12 protein-coding genes are annotated in these 16,846 nt (G+C 67.4%); 5 read left to right on the top strand and 7 right to left on the bottom strand.

Annotated features, from left to right (window positions below; genetic code table 11):
- Positions 1 to 751 (top strand): hypothetical protein (locus tag VD972_RS33800; RefSeq protein ID WP_324992924.1); only part of this gene is annotated, 751 nt, incomplete at its 5' end.
- 48 nt (positions 752 to 799) lie between these two features.
- Here the strand turns inward: VD972_RS33800 and VD972_RS33795 are convergent.
- Positions 800 to 1,705 (bottom strand): SPFH domain-containing protein, encoded by a 906-nt coding sequence (locus tag VD972_RS33795; RefSeq protein WP_324992923.1) that lies wholly within the window; start codon positions 1,703 to 1,705, stop codon positions 800 to 802.
- Between the two features lie 512 nt (positions 1,706 to 2,217).
- Here VD972_RS33795 and VD972_RS33790 point away from each other — a divergent pair.
- From VD972_RS33790 to VD972_RS33780, 3 genes are all read left to right on the top strand, one after another.
- Complete coding sequence (locus VD972_RS33790) at positions 2,218 to 3,558, top strand: cation:dicarboxylate symporter family transporter (RefSeq protein WP_324992922.1); 1,341 nt, start codon at positions 2,218 to 2,220, stop codon at positions 3,556 to 3,558.
- A complete protein-coding gene (locus VD972_RS33785) occupies positions 3,555 to 6,029 on the top strand; it encodes a heavy metal translocating P-type ATPase (protein WP_324992921.1) in 2,475 nt (824 codons plus the stop codon). The genes VD972_RS33790 and VD972_RS33785 overlap by 4 nt, the downstream gene beginning before the upstream one ends.
- Positions 6,030 to 6,198: 169 nt before the next feature.
- Complete coding sequence (locus VD972_RS33780; RefSeq protein ID WP_324992920.1) at positions 6,199 to 7,023, top strand: MIP/aquaporin family protein; 825 nt, start codon at positions 6,199 to 6,201, stop codon at positions 7,021 to 7,023.
- On the opposite strand, the gene arsJ is transcribed toward VD972_RS33780, so the two are convergent.
- The 3 genes from arsJ to VD972_RS33765 all read right to left on the bottom strand — a co-directional run bounded on the left by arsJ (position 7,001) and on the right by VD972_RS33765 (position 10,277).
- Positions 7,001 to 8,242: an organoarsenical effux MFS transporter ArsJ gene (arsJ, locus tag VD972_RS33775; RefSeq protein WP_324992919.1), complete on the bottom strand. Its 1,242-nt coding sequence runs from the start codon at positions 8,240 to 8,242 to the stop codon at positions 7,001 to 7,003. The genes VD972_RS33780 and arsJ overlap by 23 nt on opposite strands.
- A 17-nt stretch (positions 8,243 to 8,259) precedes the next feature.
- Positions 8,260 to 9,297, bottom strand: coding sequence for an ArsJ-associated glyceraldehyde-3-phosphate dehydrogenase (locus tag VD972_RS33770; RefSeq protein ID WP_324992918.1), 1,038 nt, complete (start codon positions 9,295 to 9,297; stop codon positions 8,260 to 8,262).
- 209 nt (positions 9,298 to 9,506) lie between these two features.
- Positions 9,507 to 10,277 (bottom strand): hypothetical protein, encoded by a 771-nt coding sequence (locus VD972_RS33765; protein WP_324992917.1) that lies wholly within the window; start codon positions 10,275 to 10,277, stop codon positions 9,507 to 9,509.
- 118 nt (positions 10,278 to 10,395) lie between these two features.
- Between VD972_RS33765 and VD972_RS33760 the strand changes: the two genes are divergently transcribed.
- Complete coding sequence (locus VD972_RS33760; protein WP_324992916.1) at positions 10,396 to 12,609, top strand: alpha/beta fold hydrolase; 2,214 nt, start codon at positions 10,396 to 10,398, stop codon at positions 12,607 to 12,609.
- 92 nt (positions 12,610 to 12,701) lie between these two features.
- On the opposite strand, the gene VD972_RS33755 is transcribed toward VD972_RS33760, so the two are convergent.
- The 3 genes from VD972_RS33755 to VD972_RS33745 all read right to left on the bottom strand — a co-directional run.
- Entirely contained in the window at positions 12,702 to 12,905 is a 204-nt protein-coding gene (locus VD972_RS33755; protein ID WP_324992915.1) for a cold-shock protein, read from the bottom strand.
- Positions 12,906 to 13,042: 137 nt separating this feature from the next.
- A complete protein-coding gene (odhB, locus tag VD972_RS33750; RefSeq protein WP_324992914.1) occupies positions 13,043 to 14,260 on the bottom strand; it encodes a 2-oxoglutarate dehydrogenase complex dihydrolipoyllysine-residue succinyltransferase in 1,218 nt (405 codons plus the stop codon).
- Positions 14,250 to 16,846, bottom strand: a 2,597-nt coding sequence (locus VD972_RS33745) for a 2-oxoglutarate dehydrogenase E1 component (protein ID WP_324992913.1), incomplete at its 5' end; no start/stop codon positions are given. The genes odhB and VD972_RS33745, both read right to left, overlap by 11 nt.

Genomic DNA, 16,846 nt, shown 5'->3' with positions numbered 1-16,846 from the left:
CGACATCAACGAGCGGCTCGAGACCATCGAGAAGAGCCTGTCTGGCATGAAGCAGTGGATGGAGGCGGAGCGGGTGGGCCAACTCCAGGGCAACCTCACCTACCTCAAGCACCTCTCCCAGGCGCTCTGTCGCTGTGATCTCACCGACGATGATGCGGCCGCCTTCTGTATGCAGGTCGAGAACATCGAGCGTGAGTGTTGTCAGGTCATGGCCACGGTGGACGCGCCCTTGGACTGCTGCGTGGGGAACTTCCAGGAGCAGCCCCTCTCGGGCTCGGGGCTCAAGGAGAACTCCCGTGCGGCCCAGGAGCTCGTCGATACCTTCAAGCGCAACTCCCAGGTGTACCTCCTCGCGGCGTACGTTCGTGGCGCCGTCATCCAGCTGCGCACGTCTCTGCCCGTGAGCAAGCAGGTGGCGCAGCTGTCCCTGGAGGAGCTCTCGGCCGAGTTCCAGCGGCACAACGACCGCCAGCAGAAGTTCATCACCACCGTTGAGGGCCGCATCCCGGAGCTCAAGGGCGAGTGGACCTGGGCCTCTACGGACGCCGAGCACCAGAACCAGCTCCGCACCATGCTCAAGGACACGGAGTGCTGCCTCGGGACGGCCAGCAACACGGTCGCCGAGGCGGTGCAGACGCTGGAGCAGCAGCTCCAGGAGCTGGTCGCGGCCAGGAACCGGCCCCTCGAGCTGGTGGCCACCCTGAACAACGCCGGGCAGCTGATCCAGCTCGAGCGGCTGGTCCAGGCGTAGGCAAGGGCCCCGCCAGGGCCCTGGCCTCGAAGGCCCCGAACGTGCCTCTCACTGCGAGCTGGTGGGCCCCAGCGGGATGTAGATCGTCGTGTTGTTGGGCGACTCGGCCAGCTTCTTCTGCGCGTCGATGGCCTCGTGCTGCAGATAGTGGGAGGTCAGTGTCGAGCTGATGATCCGCTGCGCCTCGGCCTTGCCCTTGGCCCGATTGACTTCAATGGCCGCATCCTTGATGACAATCTGCTGCTGGGTGTCCTTCTCCGCCAGCAGCTGCTGGGCGGCCAGCTTGCGCTCCACGGCCTGGACGACCACCAGCGGGTAGTTGATGTCACCCACCGAGAGGTTGACGAGCTTGAAGGGAGTCTTCTCCAGGTAGCGCTCGAGCCGCTCATGGACGATGCGCGCGCAGTCATCCATGGTCGTCTTCAAGTCGGTGCTCTGGTACTGCTGCACCGCGTCGCGCACGAAGGAGCGGAAGGGCTCGGCCACGAAGCGCGGGTACCAGTCCAGCCCGCCGTACTCGTTGACCACGCGCACCACGCTGCCCTGCTCGATGGAGATGACCGCGTGGAACTTGAACTGCAGCGTCAGGTCATCCTGCGCCAGCACCTCGAACGCCTCCGAGTGAGTCTGCGGCCGCATGTCGATGGAGATGGCCTCGTTGCGGAACAGCGAGAGGCCGAAGTTGCCAGGGCCCGCCACCGTGCCCTGGAACCCTCCGTGCCCGAAGATGCGCGGCCGCTCGTAGACGTAGCCCTCGTGCCCGGGCTCCACGTAGGGGTTGGTCCGGGCCAGGGCCGCGACCACGAGCGTCGGGCACACCGTGAGGAGCACGGTGAGCAACTTCAGGGTCCTCTGAGCGCGCAGGGCTGCCGCGCGCTGCTCCGCTGTCTCTTCTTGCGGTTCCTTGGGCGGGGCAGGGGGGTCGTCTGGATCAGGGAGATCGAGTTCTTCCATGAGGTACGAGGCTTTTATGATCCAGAGGGAACCCGGTCGAGCCCGCAGTCCAGGTGACTTCCTGGCATACCTTTGCTACCTTTAGTACACGCATCTCCATCAGCCTCGCGGCGTGCTCGGTGTGCCAGATTTTAGGGGAATACCATGTTTTGCCAGCTTCTTGCAGCAGCCGGTGTAGCCGTCGGAGTCGTGGTCGGGCGTGTGTCGAAGAAGGACAGCGCACGGAAGGTGATGAAGTCAGCCATTCGAGGAGGACTCGCGGCAGGCAAGGCCGTGCAGACGGCCTTTGGTGGAATCCGGGAGCAGATCACGGATCTGACCGCCGAGGCCAAGGCCGAGATGGTTCAGCCGTCCGCCCGCCCCGTCGAAACGGCAGCGGCTCCCAAACCCCCGGTTGCCGGCCCAGCAGCCACGGCTGCGCCTACACCGCCGACAGCTTCCTCCTCTCCGGTTGTCTGAAGGCCGCCTGGTCGAATGTTGGGCGCTCCTCTCTGAGATGAGACCGTAGACAGATGGCTGCGCCCGTGCAGCTTCCTCCCTCGCGCTCCGAGCGATATGCTGCCTTGCATGCGCTGGTGGGCCTGAGCTTGGGCCTTGGGTTGGGGTGGCTGTTCCCGTTCACGCTGCCGCTGACCTGGTTCCTGGAGGCCATCAGCAGCACCTACGGGACCGTCGCCCCAATTCTCCTCTATCTCATCCTCGCTCCCTCGCTGCTGAAGGTGGTTCGCCACTCGTTGGCAGGGGGGGGCTGGTTCCCGCTCAAGACGCTCGCGTGGTTTGCGAAGGCCCGCCTGGCCGCCTGCCTGCTGGCCATCGCTGTCGTGTCGGCCGTCTATCAGCTCCCCCTGCTCGAGAGCGGCCAGGGCACGAAGCTGCTGGGCCTCCGCGCCTCTCTGGGTGTCCTGGGCCGGACGATGACGGAGAGCCCCTACTTCTTCGCCATCTACGCCTCCTTTGGCACAGTGCTGCTCCTGTGGAAGAGGCAGGGGTGGCTCATCCAGAAGTTCGTCGAGCTCCCTGAGCTCGTGGAGACGTTGGGGCGGCTCCTGACGCGGGTGACGCCCCTCTTTACGCTCTTGATGGGGCTGTACATCGTCAACCTCCCCGCGGCGCTCCAGGAGCGGTTCCAGGGCCAGGCAGGCCTCGCGCCCAGGAGCGTGCCGTTCCTGGGGGGCACCCTGGAGGCGGTGGGCTCCTCGGGCATCCTCTGGACGTACCTGGCCCTCTCGCTCCTCACGGGGATCCTCTGTCTCGGGTGGCACCTGGTGCTGCTGCTCTACGTCAAGCTCCAACTCCGGGGCTTCTCCATCCTCGGCTACCTGCGCGACTACCTGGCCAGGATCTACCCCCTGCTCTGGTCCACGTGCTCGGAGGCCCTGGCGATGCCGCTCAACCTGTACCTGATCGGCAAGCACTACCCGGGGATCCAGGGCACCGTCCGGCAGTTCACGGTGGGGGCCGGCTCCGTGCTGAGCACGAACGGGACGTTGATGTGCTGCTTCGCGATGATCCCCGCCGTGGGCGCGATGGTGGGCGTCGAGGTCAGTGTGACGAAGCTGCTGCTCTGTCTGCCCGTCATCTACATCCTGGGCTTTGGCGTCCCCGGCATCCCCGGAGAGCTCGTCCTGTTCGCGGGGCCGATCATGAGCATTCTCTCCGTCCCGGGTGAGCAGCAGCAGCTCTTCCTCCTGGCCTTCATCGGGCTGCAGGCCGGCCTGCCGGACTCGTTCCGCACGGGCGCGAACGCGACGGAGAGCTGCCCCGCGGCGCTGCTGCTGAGCCGCACCCTGCCCGCCTCAGGGCTCGACTCGCTTCTTCCCCCCTCTCATGCCACCTCGAAGGGAACATCATGATGCTAGAGACACCACGGCTTGGCCCTGAGGACGTCGTCATCCGGAGCATGACGCCAGGCCGGCTTCGCCTGGGGCTGAGCGAGCACGCCCTGGGGCAGGTGAGTGGCAAGGTGCAGGAGCTCGTCACCGTCGGAGTCGCTCGCTCGGTGGAGCTCAACCCGCTGACGGGCTCGGTGCTCTTCGCCTACGACGCCAACCGGCTCTCCGAGCGCGACTTTCTGGACCAGACCCTCGATCACTGTGGCCTGTCCCTGGAGGACCGTGCTCGCGTGGCGTTGGGGTTCTCCCTTCACGCTCCGGCCACGGCCGCGGCCCCTCGTCCGCTGGACCCCGCGGAGGTGGAGAACTGGCAGGTGCGAAGCAGCACTCCCGGCCGCCTCCGCCTGTGGCACCCCTTCATTGAGCGGTACGAGGCGGTGGCCACCGGGATCGACGCCTGTCTCCGGGATCTGGGGGGCGTCTCCAGCTACTCCCTCAACCCCGCCACCTCTACCGTGCTCGTGCGATACGACGAGGCCTTCCTTCCCCAGAGCGAGCTGCAAGAGGCGCTGCGAGAGGCCGTCCGCGGTGTCGTGGCGTCCGTGAGCCTCGACAAGCTGGTCCAGACTCCGGTCGAGCTCGACGCGGTCCAGCTGCGGCTCTCCACCTCCACCATGACCATGCTCGTGGCCGGCGTCAGCCTCCTGGTGCCGGGCCTGGGGACGATGGTGACGCTCGGCGCGCTGGCCGCCGCGAGCCACATCCTCCTGAGCGCCGCGCGCTCCCTCTTCATCGAGCGGAAGCTGCGGGTGGACGTCCTCGACGCGACGGTCATCACCCTGGCCCTCCTCTACCGGCGCTCGGTGCCCGCGACGTTCATGATCTGGGTCGTCGACATCAGCAACCTCCTGCTGGACGCCTCTTCGAAGGAGTCGCGCCGGCGGCTCACGGAGGTCTTCGGCCGCCAGGTCCGCAAGACGTGGCTGCTGACGGATGGCAAGGAGGTCGAGGTCAAGGTCGCCGACCTCCAGCGCGGCAACACCATCGTCGTCAGGGCCGGCGAGCAGATCCCCATCGATGGGGAGATCTCCGTGGGAGGAGCGCGGGTGGATCAGTCCGCGCTCACGGGCGAGTATGCCCCCGCGGAGAAGACCGTGGGCGAGCGTGTGTTCGCCATGTCCGTCGTGCTCTCGGGGGAGCTTCAGATCCGGGTGAATGAGACCGGAAAGGACACCAACGCCTCGAGGATGGTGCAGATCATCGAGCAGTCCTTGGAGCACAAGGTCCAGGTGCAGTCCGTGACGGAGCGCTTCGCCGACGGAATGGTGCTCCCGACGCTGGGGATTGGCGGGCTCGGGTACGCCGTGGCGGGGCCCAACGCGATGATGGCCATCGTCAACGCCGACTTTGGCACCGGCATCCGCATCGCCGGCCCGCTGGCCATGCTGACCTCGCTCTCGGCCGCAGCGAGGAACGGCATCCTGGTCAAGAAGGGGGCGGCCCTCGAGTCCTTCAGCAAGCTGGACGCGGTCATCCTCGACAAGACCGGCACGCTGACGCAGGAGATCCCCCTCGTGGCCCGGCTGCTCCCACTGGATCCGGCCATCACCGAGGACGTGCTGCTGTACTACGTCGCCTGCGCCGAGCAGCGCTTCAAGCACCCCATCGCGAAGGCCATCCTGCAAGAGGCAGCCCGCCGGGGGGTGAAGCTCCAGCCGGTCGCTGGCTCGGACTACAACGTGGGGTTCGGCATCAAGGCGCGGATCGACGGGCACATCATCCGCGTGGGGAGCCAGCGCTACCTGGAGAGCGAAGGCATCCGCCTGTCTGCCCTGGCGCTCCGCTACCTGGAAGAGAGCAACGCCCGGGGCGGCTCCGCCGTCCTCGCAGCCGCCGATGCGCACGCCATTGGCCTGTTGGAGCTGCAGGCCACTCCAAGGCCGGAGGCCCTCCACCTCGTGCAGGCGCTGCAGCGGCGGGGCATCAAGGAGACCTACCTGATCTCTGGAGACCACGAGGCGCCCACGCGCGCGCTGGCGGAGCAGCTCGGCATTGAGCGGTACTTCGCCGGAGTGCTGCCCCAGGAGAAGGCGAACTACGTCCGCCAGCTGCAGGAGCGGGGGCTCCGGGTCGCCATGGTGGGGGATGGCATTAACGACACGGTCGGGCTCTCCCAGGCCGACTGCTCCATCTCGCTGCGAGGGGCCGCGGACGCCGCTGTGGACATCGCGGACATCGTCCTGCTGGACGGTAACCTCGGGAAGATCGAGCTGCTGTTCGAGATCTCCGACAACCTGAACCGGAACATCCGGCGCAGCCTTGGGCTGGCCCTTGTGCCGAACTCCCTCTGCATCGCAGGAGCGCTGGCTGGGTTCTTCGGGCTCGGCACCTCGCTCATCCTCAACAACGTCTTCAACATGGTGGCGGTCGGCAACGGCCTGCGGGCACAGAGCTCCCTGGAGAAGCCCCACAAGAGCCTGGTGCGGCAGTGAGCAGGCCTGGCGCGTCGCTCACCGCGTTGGAATCGTGACAGCAGCCCGTGTGTTCCGTTCGCGTGGCGACCTTATGAGCAGGCACCCTGACAGACGCTTGCTCCGCGAGGCTTGCGGCATGAGGTCCTGAGCCTATTTTCCTGCCCTCACAAGGCCGGGGACTTAAGTCATGCCAATGAACACTCTGCCGTCGCTGTCCCGCCGGTTCACCGCCGAGGCGGTGGGGACGGCCTTCCTCCTGGTTGCAGTCGTTGGCAGCGGCATCATGGCCGCACGTCTGGCGGGTGACAGTGAGGGGCTGGCGCTCCTGGCCAATGCGCTGGCGACGGGAGGGGCCCTCGTCACGCTCATCCTGACCTTTGGTCCCGTCTCTGGAGCGCACTTCAACCCGGCCGTCACCCTGGCGGTGGCCTCTCAGGGCGGCTTGCCGTGGCGCGAGGCCCCTCTCTATGTGGTGGCCCAGATCCTGGGAGCCTTCGCCGGGGTGGCCGCGGCACACCTCATGTTCGGGGAGGCGCTCTTCACGGCCTCTACCCACGTCCGCGCGGGCGCCGCCCAGGCCTTCAGCGAGGGGATCGCCACCTTCGGCTTGCTGTCCGTCATCTGGGGAGTGTCACGCTCACAGGCTGCGATGGTCCCCTTCGCAGTGGCAGCCTACATCATGGGGGCCTATTGGTTCACCTCCTCCACCTCCTTCGCCAACCCCGCGGTGACGCTGGCCCGGGCCGCGACCGACACCTTCTCGGGTATCCGCCCTGCGGACGTGCCAGCCTTCCTCCTCGCGCAGCTCGTGGGGGCCGGCTGCGCGACAGTGCTCTTCCGGTGGCTGGCCCCCGCGGATCCCACGAAGGTCCCCATGAAGCGAGTGCCCACGGAGCCCAGGCCCCTTCCACCCCCTCATGGAGCGCAGCGCGAGCGCGCCGGCGCCCTCTATGGCGCTCTTCCTCCGCGGGAGGCGGCCCCCCCTGTGGCTACGCAGGATGGGCGCCCATGACGGTCTCGAGCCTCTCGGTGGGAATGGGCGGGAGCAGGAGCGAGACCAGCGAGGCGGCAATCAGGAACGCGCACGACCAGATCAGGCATCCCACGAACCCCTGCGTCTGGTACACCCACCCGGAGAGCAGCGTCCCCGCGAGCCGGCCCCCGGCATTGGCCATGTAGTAGAAGCCCACATCCGCGGAGGCCTTCTTGTGATCGCTGTACACCAGCACCAGGAAGGAGTGGATGATCGAGTTGACGGCGAAGAAGACGCCGTACCCCATCAACCCCACCATGAGCACAAAGCCCGGGTCGAAGCCGACGGAGAGGGCGAGGATGATCAGGGTGGGGAAGAGAATGAGGGAGGCCGTCCAGAAGGCGACCGACTCGTGGCCCATGGAGATGGCGAGCCGTCCCCCATCGAAGAACCGGGAGACCGCCGTCTGCGACATCCCATAGCCGATGATCCACGCGCCCATGAAGCCCGCGGTGAACGTGTAGCTCCAACCCAGCACCTCCTGGAGGAAGACGGGGAGCCCGATCACGAACCAGACATCCCGCGAGCCGAAGAGGAAGAAGCGGGCGCCTGACAGGACGTGGATGGCCTTCGTCTTCTTGAACTGGGAGCGGATATCGAGCGGCTTGTGGGATCTCCCGAGATTCTTGGGCAGCGCCGGCAGGGTGAAGAAGATGCCCACCGCGAGGCACACGGCCATGATGGCCATGGCCACCTGCATGCTCGTGACGACCATCAGCACGCCGCCCAGGAAGAAGCCCACCCCCTTCAAGGCATTCTTCGAGCCCGTGATGATGGACACCCACTTGAAGAGGGCCGAGTCCGACTTGTCAGGGATGATGAACTTGAGGCTGCTCTTCGAGCTGACCTTGACCAGATCCTTGGCCATCCCCGAGAGGCCCTGGGTGATCATGACATAGGGCACGGTGAGCCATGACTGCCCTACCGTGAGCATGCCCATGGCGACCACCTGCAGCGCCAGCCCCGCCACGAGGATCTTCTCCAGCCCCAGGTTGGAGCCCAGCCACCCCCCCACGAAGTTGGTGACGATGCCTGCGATCTCGTAGAGCAGGAAGAGCCCGGCGATCTGGAAGGCGCTGTACCCCATCTCGTGGAACGTGAGCACGATCATCATCCGGATCGCGCCGTCCGTGAGCTCGAAGCCCATGTAGGGGAGAGTGATGGAGAGAACGCGGGCTGCGTCTTTGATGGGAGGCACGGGGAGTTTGTCTCCTCTCAGAGGCTCGCCGCGACCTTGGCCACAAGCTCGATCAGGCGGTTCGCGTACCCGAACTCGTTGTCATACCAGGCGAGGATCTTCACCTGGGTGCCATCGACGACCAGGGTGGACAGGCCATCGATGATGCTGGAGCGGGGATCGTTGACGTAGTCGACGGAGACCAGGGGCCGGGACTCGAAGCCGAGGATGCCCTTGAGCGGGCCCTGCGCTGCGGCCTTCAGGGAGGCGTTGACCTCCTCCACGGAGGTGGGGCGCGCGACCTCGAAGACGCAGTCCGTCAGGGAGGCGTTCAACAGGGGGACGCGGACGGCGAGGCCGTTCAGCTTGCCCTGCAGCTCCGGGTAGATGAGCCCGATCGCCTTGGCCGAGCCCGTGCTGGTGGGGATGAGCGACATCAGCGCGGAGCGAGCCCGCCGGAGATCCTTGTGGGGGGCATCGACGACCGTCTGGGTGTTGGTCACATCGTGCACCGTGGTGACGACACCGTGGCGGATGCCGAAGGTCTCATGAATGACCTTGACGACAGGGGCCAGGCAGTTGGTGGTGCAAGAGGCCGCCGTCAGCAGGTGGTGCTCGGTGGGCTTGTAGAGGTGATCGTTGATGCCCATCACGATGTTGAGCGCCCCCTGGTGCACGGGAGCGGCGGCGATCACCTTGCGCACGCCTCGCTTGAAGTAGGGCTCGAGCGTCTCCGGCGTGAGGAACTTGCCCGTGCTCTCGATGACGATGTCCACACCCAGGGAGTCCCAGGCGACCTCGCCAGGGGTGGAGGCACTGCTGAAGCCAATACGGGAGGAGTCCACCTGGATGGCCGAGTCGGAGGCCTCGATCTGGTGGTGCCACCGGCCATGCACACTGTCGAACTCGAGGAGATAGGCCGCCGTCTTGGCCCCCCCCTTGTGCTCGTTGATGTGGACGATCTCGACGCTGGACTTGAGAGGTGAGGCGCTCGCTGACATCTGACGATCGACAGCGGCGCGCAGAGCAAGGCGGCCAATACGGCCGAACCCATTGATGGCGATGCGAGAGGGCAAGGCAGCTCCCGGTTAACGCGAGAGAGATGAACAGCTCGACATATACATGGCCCCCTCCCATGGGTCCAGCGTCACCCTCGTTCCGTTGGGTTCCGCTCTCACCTCTCTGGAGTGTTGTCTGGATGAGGCCAAACTCATCTCCGTGTCTCGTTGCGAGGAAGGTCCCAGCAGCTGGACGCCGCGGGTGGTTGGAGGGAGCCGGCGGCGCCTCACGGAGGCTCGGCGTGGAGCAGCTCTCGGAACAGCACCTCGGCCACCTCTCGGAACAGCTCACCTGAGGCCAGCAGCCCGCCGCAGTGGTGCGGCTCCCGGGCGAGCGTGAGCGCTACAGCGTTCTCCAGCACGGCCTCCCAGAAGGGCCCGGAGCCCTCGGGCAGCAGGAACTCGCGGATGATGCTTCGGGGCCAGGGCAGCACCGTCGTTGGGTCCGCATCGCTCGGCGTCGTGAAGCAGTCCAGGTCCACATCGAGCAGCACCCGCTCTGCGCGCTCCATCACCTCGCGCACCGCATCCCCCGGCGCGGGAGCCCGGAACGCCTCCGCGGCCCGGTCCACCGTGGGCACCACCACCAGCCGGTGCTCTCGCCCCCGCGTGTCCCGGTAGGAGTCCCGCTCCAAGGCGCCCCGCGGGCGCGTCCGGGCGATGAGCAGCGCGTCCCCCACCAGCCCTGCCTCCATGGCGGCGAGGATGTGATCGTAGTTGCGCACGTCCAGCGCCCACCGCGCGTGCTCGTCCAGGGCGCGCAGGCCCGCGGACCGGTCCGGCACGGCCTCGGGCTGGCGAGGCGGCACCACATCCAGGTGCCGATCCAGGCTCACCAGCAGCGCAGGCGCCCCGCCTTCTCCGAGCGCGCACGCCCAGGAGGGCAGGGCGAGCCGGTGCGGATCGAAGACATAGGCGTCCGAGGGCCCCCGGCCGCCAGAGAGCGACAGGCGGATGACGCCGGCAAGGCGCAGGTGGAGCGGGGCTTCGGGGTCCATCAGGGGAATAACCTCACAGGTCTGTGCTTTCCCACCGGATGCGTGGAGCCAGGGAGTGTAGGCTTCGCGCCCCTTCGACGTGAAAGGAGTGCGGGCCCTCCTGGGGCCCCAGCATCGCATGCGCCACCTCGCCGCCGCCGTGCTCCTCCTCGTGAGCCTCCCGGTCCTCGCCCAGACCCCTCCCACCAAGCCTATGTCCGAACGGAAGCCCGACACCTTCCTCCGCCAGTACTCCGAGACGCGCCGCTTCATGAGCGGCCGCCCCGGCAAGCCGCGCATCACCCCGGACGAGAAGACCCTCCTCTTCCTGCGGGCCCAGCCTACGTCCGCCACGCAGACGCTCTTCGCCTTCGACGTGGCCACCGGCGCCACGAAGGAGCTGCTCACTCCAGAGGCCCTCCTCAAGGGAGCCGAGGAGACGCTCTCCGTGGAGGAGAAGGCCCGGCGCGAGCGCATGCGCGTGAGCACCCGAGGCTTCACCACCTATAACTTGTCCGAGGACGGCGAGCGCATCCTCGTGAGCCTCTCTGGCAAGCTCTACCTCGTCGAGCGCTCCACCGGGAAGGTGACGGAGCTGAAGACGGGCCCGGGCATCATCGATCCGCACTTCTCTCCGGACGGCAAGCAGATCGCCTACGTGCGGGACAACGATGTGTTCCGCATCGACCTGGCCACCAACAAGGAGCAGCGCGTCACGAAGGGAGGCACGGAGGAGAAGACGCACGGCCTGGCCGAGTTCGTCGCCCAGGAGGAGATGAGCCGCTTCTCCGGCTACTGGTGGAGCCCGGACGCGAAGCTCATCGCCTACACCGAGTCCGACACCTCCGCCGTCGAGAAGCTCACCATCGTCGACGTGATGCACCCCGAGAAGGGCGGCAACACCTTCCCGTACCCGCGGCCGGGCAAGGCCAACGCCGTGGTGCGCCTGGGCATCACCCCCATCACCGGTGGCAAGACGGTGTGGGTGGACTGGGACTCGAAGGCGTACCCATACCTGGCCACCGTGGCGTGGCAGAAGGGGGGGCCGCTGACGGTGCTGGTGCAGAACCGGACGCAGACGGAGGAGCAGCTCCTCGCGGTGGAGCCACGCACCGGCAAGACGCGCCTGCTGCTCACGGAGAAGGACGACGCCTGGCTCAACCTGGAGCAGGCCTTCCCACGGTGGCTCGAGGATGGCAGCGGCTTCCTCTGGTACACCGAGCGCAACGGTGGCCCCGAGGTGGAGCTGCGCAACGCGGATGGCAGCCTCGCGCGCTCGTGGGTGAAGCCGAGCGCTGGATTCCGGGGCCTGGCGCGCTTCGTCGAGAAGGACCGCACCCTCTACTTCCACGGGGATGCCAACCCCACCGAGAGCTACCTCTGGCGCGTGAAGGACGGCGGCGCGCCCGAGAAGATCTCCACCGGTACACCCGCTCCCGCCTACGAGATGCCCGTCACCGTCTCCAAGCAGGGCGGGCTGCTCGTCGCCATGACCCAGACGGACACCTCCATGCCGCGCTTCCAGGTGCTGCGGCCGGATGGCGCCAGCGTGGGGGAGCTGCCCTCCGTGGCCGCCGCGCCGCCCTTCACCCCGACCACCCGCTTCTTCCAGGTGGGCAAGGAGGGCTTCCACGCCTCCGTCACCTACCCCAAGGGCCTGAAGCCCGGAGCGAAGCTGCCCGCCATCCTCTATGTGTACGCGGGCCCCACCGCCACCGTGGTGCGCCGTGGCATGGCGGAGAACCTGCTCAACCAGTGGCTGGCGGACCAGGGCTTCCTCATCGTCAAGCTCGACGGGCGCGGCACCCCGCTGCGCACCGCCACCTGGGAGCGCACGGTGAAGTACGACTTCGCCACCATCACCCTGGATGACCAGATCGCCGCCCTCAAGGGCCTGGCGGAGAAGGTGCCCGAGCTGGATCTGTCACGGGTGGGCATCTATGGCTGGAGCTTCGGCGGCTACATGGCCGCGCTCGCCGCCCTCAAGCGCCCGGACGTCTTCAAGGCCGCGGTGGCTGGCGCGCCCGTGGTGGACTGGCGCGACTACGACACCCACTACACCGAGCGCTACCTGGGGCTCCCCGAGCAGCACCCAGAGGCCTACGAGAAGAGCTCCCTGCTCACCTACGCCCAGGAGCCCGGCAAGCCCATTGCCCCGCTGCTGCTCATCCACGGCACGGCGGACGACAACGTCTACTTCTTCCACACCCTCAAGCTCTCCCACGCGCTCTTCCTGGCGGGCAAGCCGCACGAGCTGCTGCCGCTCAGCGGGCTGACGCACATGGTGCCGGATCCGCTCGTCACCCAGCGCCAGTACGAGCGGGTGCTGGGCTACTTCCAGAAGCACCTGTAGCGAGCGCCGCAAAGAGAGAGGCCCGGCTCCCGCCAAGGGGGACCGGGCCTCGATTCACCCGCCAGTCCGTGAGGAGTGGCGGGGCTCCGCGCCTAGCCGGCGCGGACGTTCTGGGCCTGAAGGCCCTTGGGGCCCTTCGTCACCTCAAACTGGACCTTCTGCCCCTCCTGAAGGGTGCGGAAGCCATCCATGTTGATCGCAGTGTGGTGGCAGAACACGTCCTCGCCACCCCCGTCCTGCGTGATGAAGCCGAAGCCCTTCGCATCGTTGAACCACTTCACGGTACCAGTTGCCATTGTACGTCCTTCGTAGCGGGCGGCGCCGGAGCCCCCCGGGTTCTTCAGCCCCCCGACTACCGGGAGGCACTCTGAGTTGTAGTGAACCCTCGCGCTTCAAGTCCAGATGCCCGTGTGGAATTGAAACGTTCGGGGCATCACACCTCGAGCAGCAGCCGCTCCGGGTCCTCGATGCACTCCTTGACACGAACGAGGAATTGGACCGCCTCGCGGCCATCCACCAGCCGGTGATCGTACGAGAGCGCCACGTACATGATGGGCCGGATGACGATCTGTCCGTCCCGCACCACGGGCCGGTCCACGATGTTGTGCATGCCCAGGATGCCCGTCTGCGGCGGGTTGAGGATGGGCGTGGACAGCATGGAGCCGAAGATGCCGCCGTTGGAGATGGTGAAGGTGCCGCCCTGCAGCTCCGCCAGGGTGAGCTTGTCGTTGCGGGCGCGCAGGCCGGCGTCGCCGATCTTCTTCTCCAGCTCCGCCAGGGACAGCTTGTCCGCGTCGCGCAGCACCGGCACCACCAGGCCGCGCGAGCCGGACACCGCCACGCCGATGTCGTAGTAGTGCTTGAAGACGACGTCCTCGCCCTCGATCTCGGCGTTGACCTGCGGGAAGGCCCTGAGGGCCTCGATGGAGGCGCGGGCGAAGAAGCTCATGAAGCCCAGCTTCACGCCGTGCTTCGCCTGGAACTTCTCGTTGTACTTCTTGCGCAGGGCCATCACCTCGCCCATGTCCACCTCGTTGAAGGTGGTGAGGATGGCGGCGGTGGACTGGGCCTGGAGGAGGCGCTCGGCCACGCGCTTGCGCAGCGGCGTCATCCGCACGCGCTCCTCGCGGGCCGCGTTGGGCCGAGGACCCGAGGGCGCCTGCGGGGCCGAGGGTGCCGGGGCGGGCGCCTGCGTGCCCTTGGTGAGCTGGCCGAGCACGTCGTCCTTGGTGATGCGGCCGCCCGAGCCCGAGCCCTGGAGCTGCGTGACATCCACGTTGTTGGCCGCCGCCATGTTCCGGGCCGTGGGCGTCATGCGCGCCTCGGAGGCGGGGGCAGCGGGAGCCGCGGCCGCCGGCGCTGGGGGAGCGGCGGGCGCCGGGGTGGAGGCGGGCGGAGCCGCGGCGGCGGCGCCATTGGCCTCGATGAGGCCGAGCACGTCGCCGACGCGGACCTTGTCACCCTCCTTGAAGGAGAGCTGGGCCAGCGCGCCGGCCGCGGGGGACGGCACGTCGATGGTCACCTTGTCCGTCTCGAGCACGACGAGCGGCTCATCCGCGGCGACGGTGTCGCCCTTCTTCTTGTTCCACTTGCCGACGACGGCTTCGGTGATGGACTCGCCCAGGGGCGGGACTTTCAGTTCAACGGCCATTCTTGGTTCCTCGGAGGATGGCTTCCTCCACGATGAGGTGCTGCTCGTAGTCGTGGGTCTTCGTGAAGCCGGTGGCCGGACTGGCGGCATCCGCCCGCCCGATGTAGCCCACCTTGACAGGACCGCTGGCGCGGGAGGATGCCATGTCATGCAGGCGGGGGAACATGAAATACCACCCACCGGCGTTGCGAGGCTCCTCCTGCACCCAGAAGAGCTCGGCCAGCTTCGGCATGCTGGAGACGAGCCCGGCCAGCGTGTCGAAGGGGAACGGGTAGAGCTGCTCCACGCGGACGATGGAGATGTTCCACGCCTTCTGCTCGTCCCGGGCCTTCACCAGATCGTAGTACACCTTGCCGGAGCACAGCAGCAGCCGGGTGACACCGGCGGGATCCACTTCCTTCCGGTCGGGGATGACCTCCTGGAAGCGGCCCGTGGCCAGCTCGTCCAGCTTGCTGAACGCCTCCGGGCGGCGCAGCAGGCTCTTGGGCGACATGATGACGAGCGGCTTGCGGTAGGGGCGCACCACCTGGCGGCGCAGCAGGTGGAAGATCTGCGCGGGCGTGGTGGGGTAGCACACCTGCAGGTTGTCCTCGGCGGACAGGCTGAGGAAGCGCTCCAAGCGGGCGCTGGAGTGCTCCGGGCCCTGGCCCTCGTAGCCGTGCGGCAGCAGCAGCGTCAGCCCTGACAGCCGGCGCCACTTGGCCTCACCGGCGGCGATGAACTGGTCGATGATGATCTGCGCGCCGTTGGCGAAGTCGCCGAACTGCGCCTCCCAGATCGTCAGCCCGTCCGGCACGTCCATGCTGTAGCCGTACTCGAAGCCCATGACGGCCATCTCGGACAGCGGGCTGTTGTAGACCTGAAAGGAGGCGCGGCCGGTGGAGAACTGCTGCAGCGGCACGAAGCGCGCCCCCGTCTTCACGTCGTGCAGCACGGAGTGGCGGTGGCTGAAGGTGCCGCGCTCGCTATCCTGGCCGGACAGGCGCACCGGGTGGCCGTCGGAGAGCAGCGTGGCGTAGGCCAGCGCCTCGCCCTCGGACCAGAGCAGCTCCTCGCTCTCCAGCATGGACTGGCGCTTCTTCAGCACCGTGCGCTCTACCACGGGGTGGACGTTGAAGCCCTCGGGGGCCTCGGCCAGCTTCTTCAGCGCCTCGCGCAGCCGGCCCTTGTCCACCGCGGTGGGCACCTCCGGGGCGTTCTTCGTCGAGCCGCCCTTGTAGGGCTTCCACAGGCCCTCCAGGGCGCTGGGCTCCTTGAACTGGCGCGCCTGCTTGATGCGGGTGAGCGCGTCCTCGAACTCCTTGAGGCAGGCCTGCTTGACGGCCTCGGACTCCTCGGGGGTGAGGCGGCCGCGCTCGGCCAGCGCCTTGGCGTACAGCGTCCGCACCGTGGGCTGCTTGCGGATGAGCTCGTACATGTGAGGCTGGGTGAAGGACGGATCGTCCCCCTCGTTGTGCCCGTAGCGCCGGTAGCAGATGAGATCGATGACGACGTCGCTCTTGAACTGCTGCCGGAACTCGGCGGCCAGCCGCGCCACATGGACGCAGGCCTCCGGGTCATCCCCGTTCACGTGGAAGACGGGCACATCCAGCATCTGCGCGATGGCGGTGGAGTAGATGGAGGAGCGCGAGTCGTGCGGATCGGTGGTGAAGCCCACCTGGTTGTTGATGACGATGTGGATCGTCCCGCCCGTCTCGTAGCCCTGCAGCCGCGCCAGGTTGAGCGTCTCCGAGATGACGCCCTGGCCCATGAAGGCCGCATCCCCGTGGATGAGCAGCGGCATCACCCGGCTGCGCTCCTTGTCCCCGCTGCGGTCCTGCTTGGCGCGCACGCGGCCCTCCACCACCGGATCCACCGCCTCCAGGTGGCTGGGGTTGAAGGCCAGCGACAGGTGGATGTGGGCCCCGCTGCGCGTGGTGTGATCGGAGGAGAAGCCCATGTGGTACTTCACGTCTCCGCGGCCCATGTAGGCCTTCGGGTCCGCCGGTCCCTCGAACTCGCTGAAGATCTCGTCCGGGCTCTTGTGGAGGATGTTCGTCAGCACGTTGAGGCGGCCGCGGTGGGCCATGCCGATGACGACCTCCTTGAGGTTCATGTCGCCGCCCACCTCGAGGACGGAGTCCAGCATGGGGATGAGGCTCTCACCCCCGTCCAGGCTGAAGCGCTTCACGCCCACATACTTGGTGTGGAGGAAGTTCTCGAAGCCCTCGGCCTTGGAGAGCAGGGTGAGCAGGTGGCGCTGCTCCTCCACCGAGAACTGCATCCGGTTCTCGCTCAGCTCCATGCGCTGCATGAGCCAGCGCCGGCGCTCGCTGTCGAGCATGTGCATGAACTCGACGCCGATGGAGCCGCTGTAGGTGCGGCGCAGCCGGGAGAGCAGCTCCGAGACTTTGACGCGGGGCTCGGTGAAGACGGCGCCGCTCTCGATGGGCTGCTCCATCTCCAGGGAGGAGAAGTGCTTCTCGTCCACCATGGGCATGTCTGCCACATGCTCCAGGGGCGGGCGGGGGCGGCCGAGCGGGTCCAGCGTGGCGCGCAGGTGGCCGCGCAGCCGGAAGGCGGTGATCGTCTGGTCCACGCGGGCCT

This window comes from Hyalangium sp., from assembly GCF_035629615.1.
GTDB lineage: Bacteria > Myxococcota > Myxococcia > Myxococcales > Myxococcaceae > Hyalangium.
Note: the sequence above shows the minus strand (reverse complement) of the source record. Positions and strands in the feature narration are given on the sequence as shown.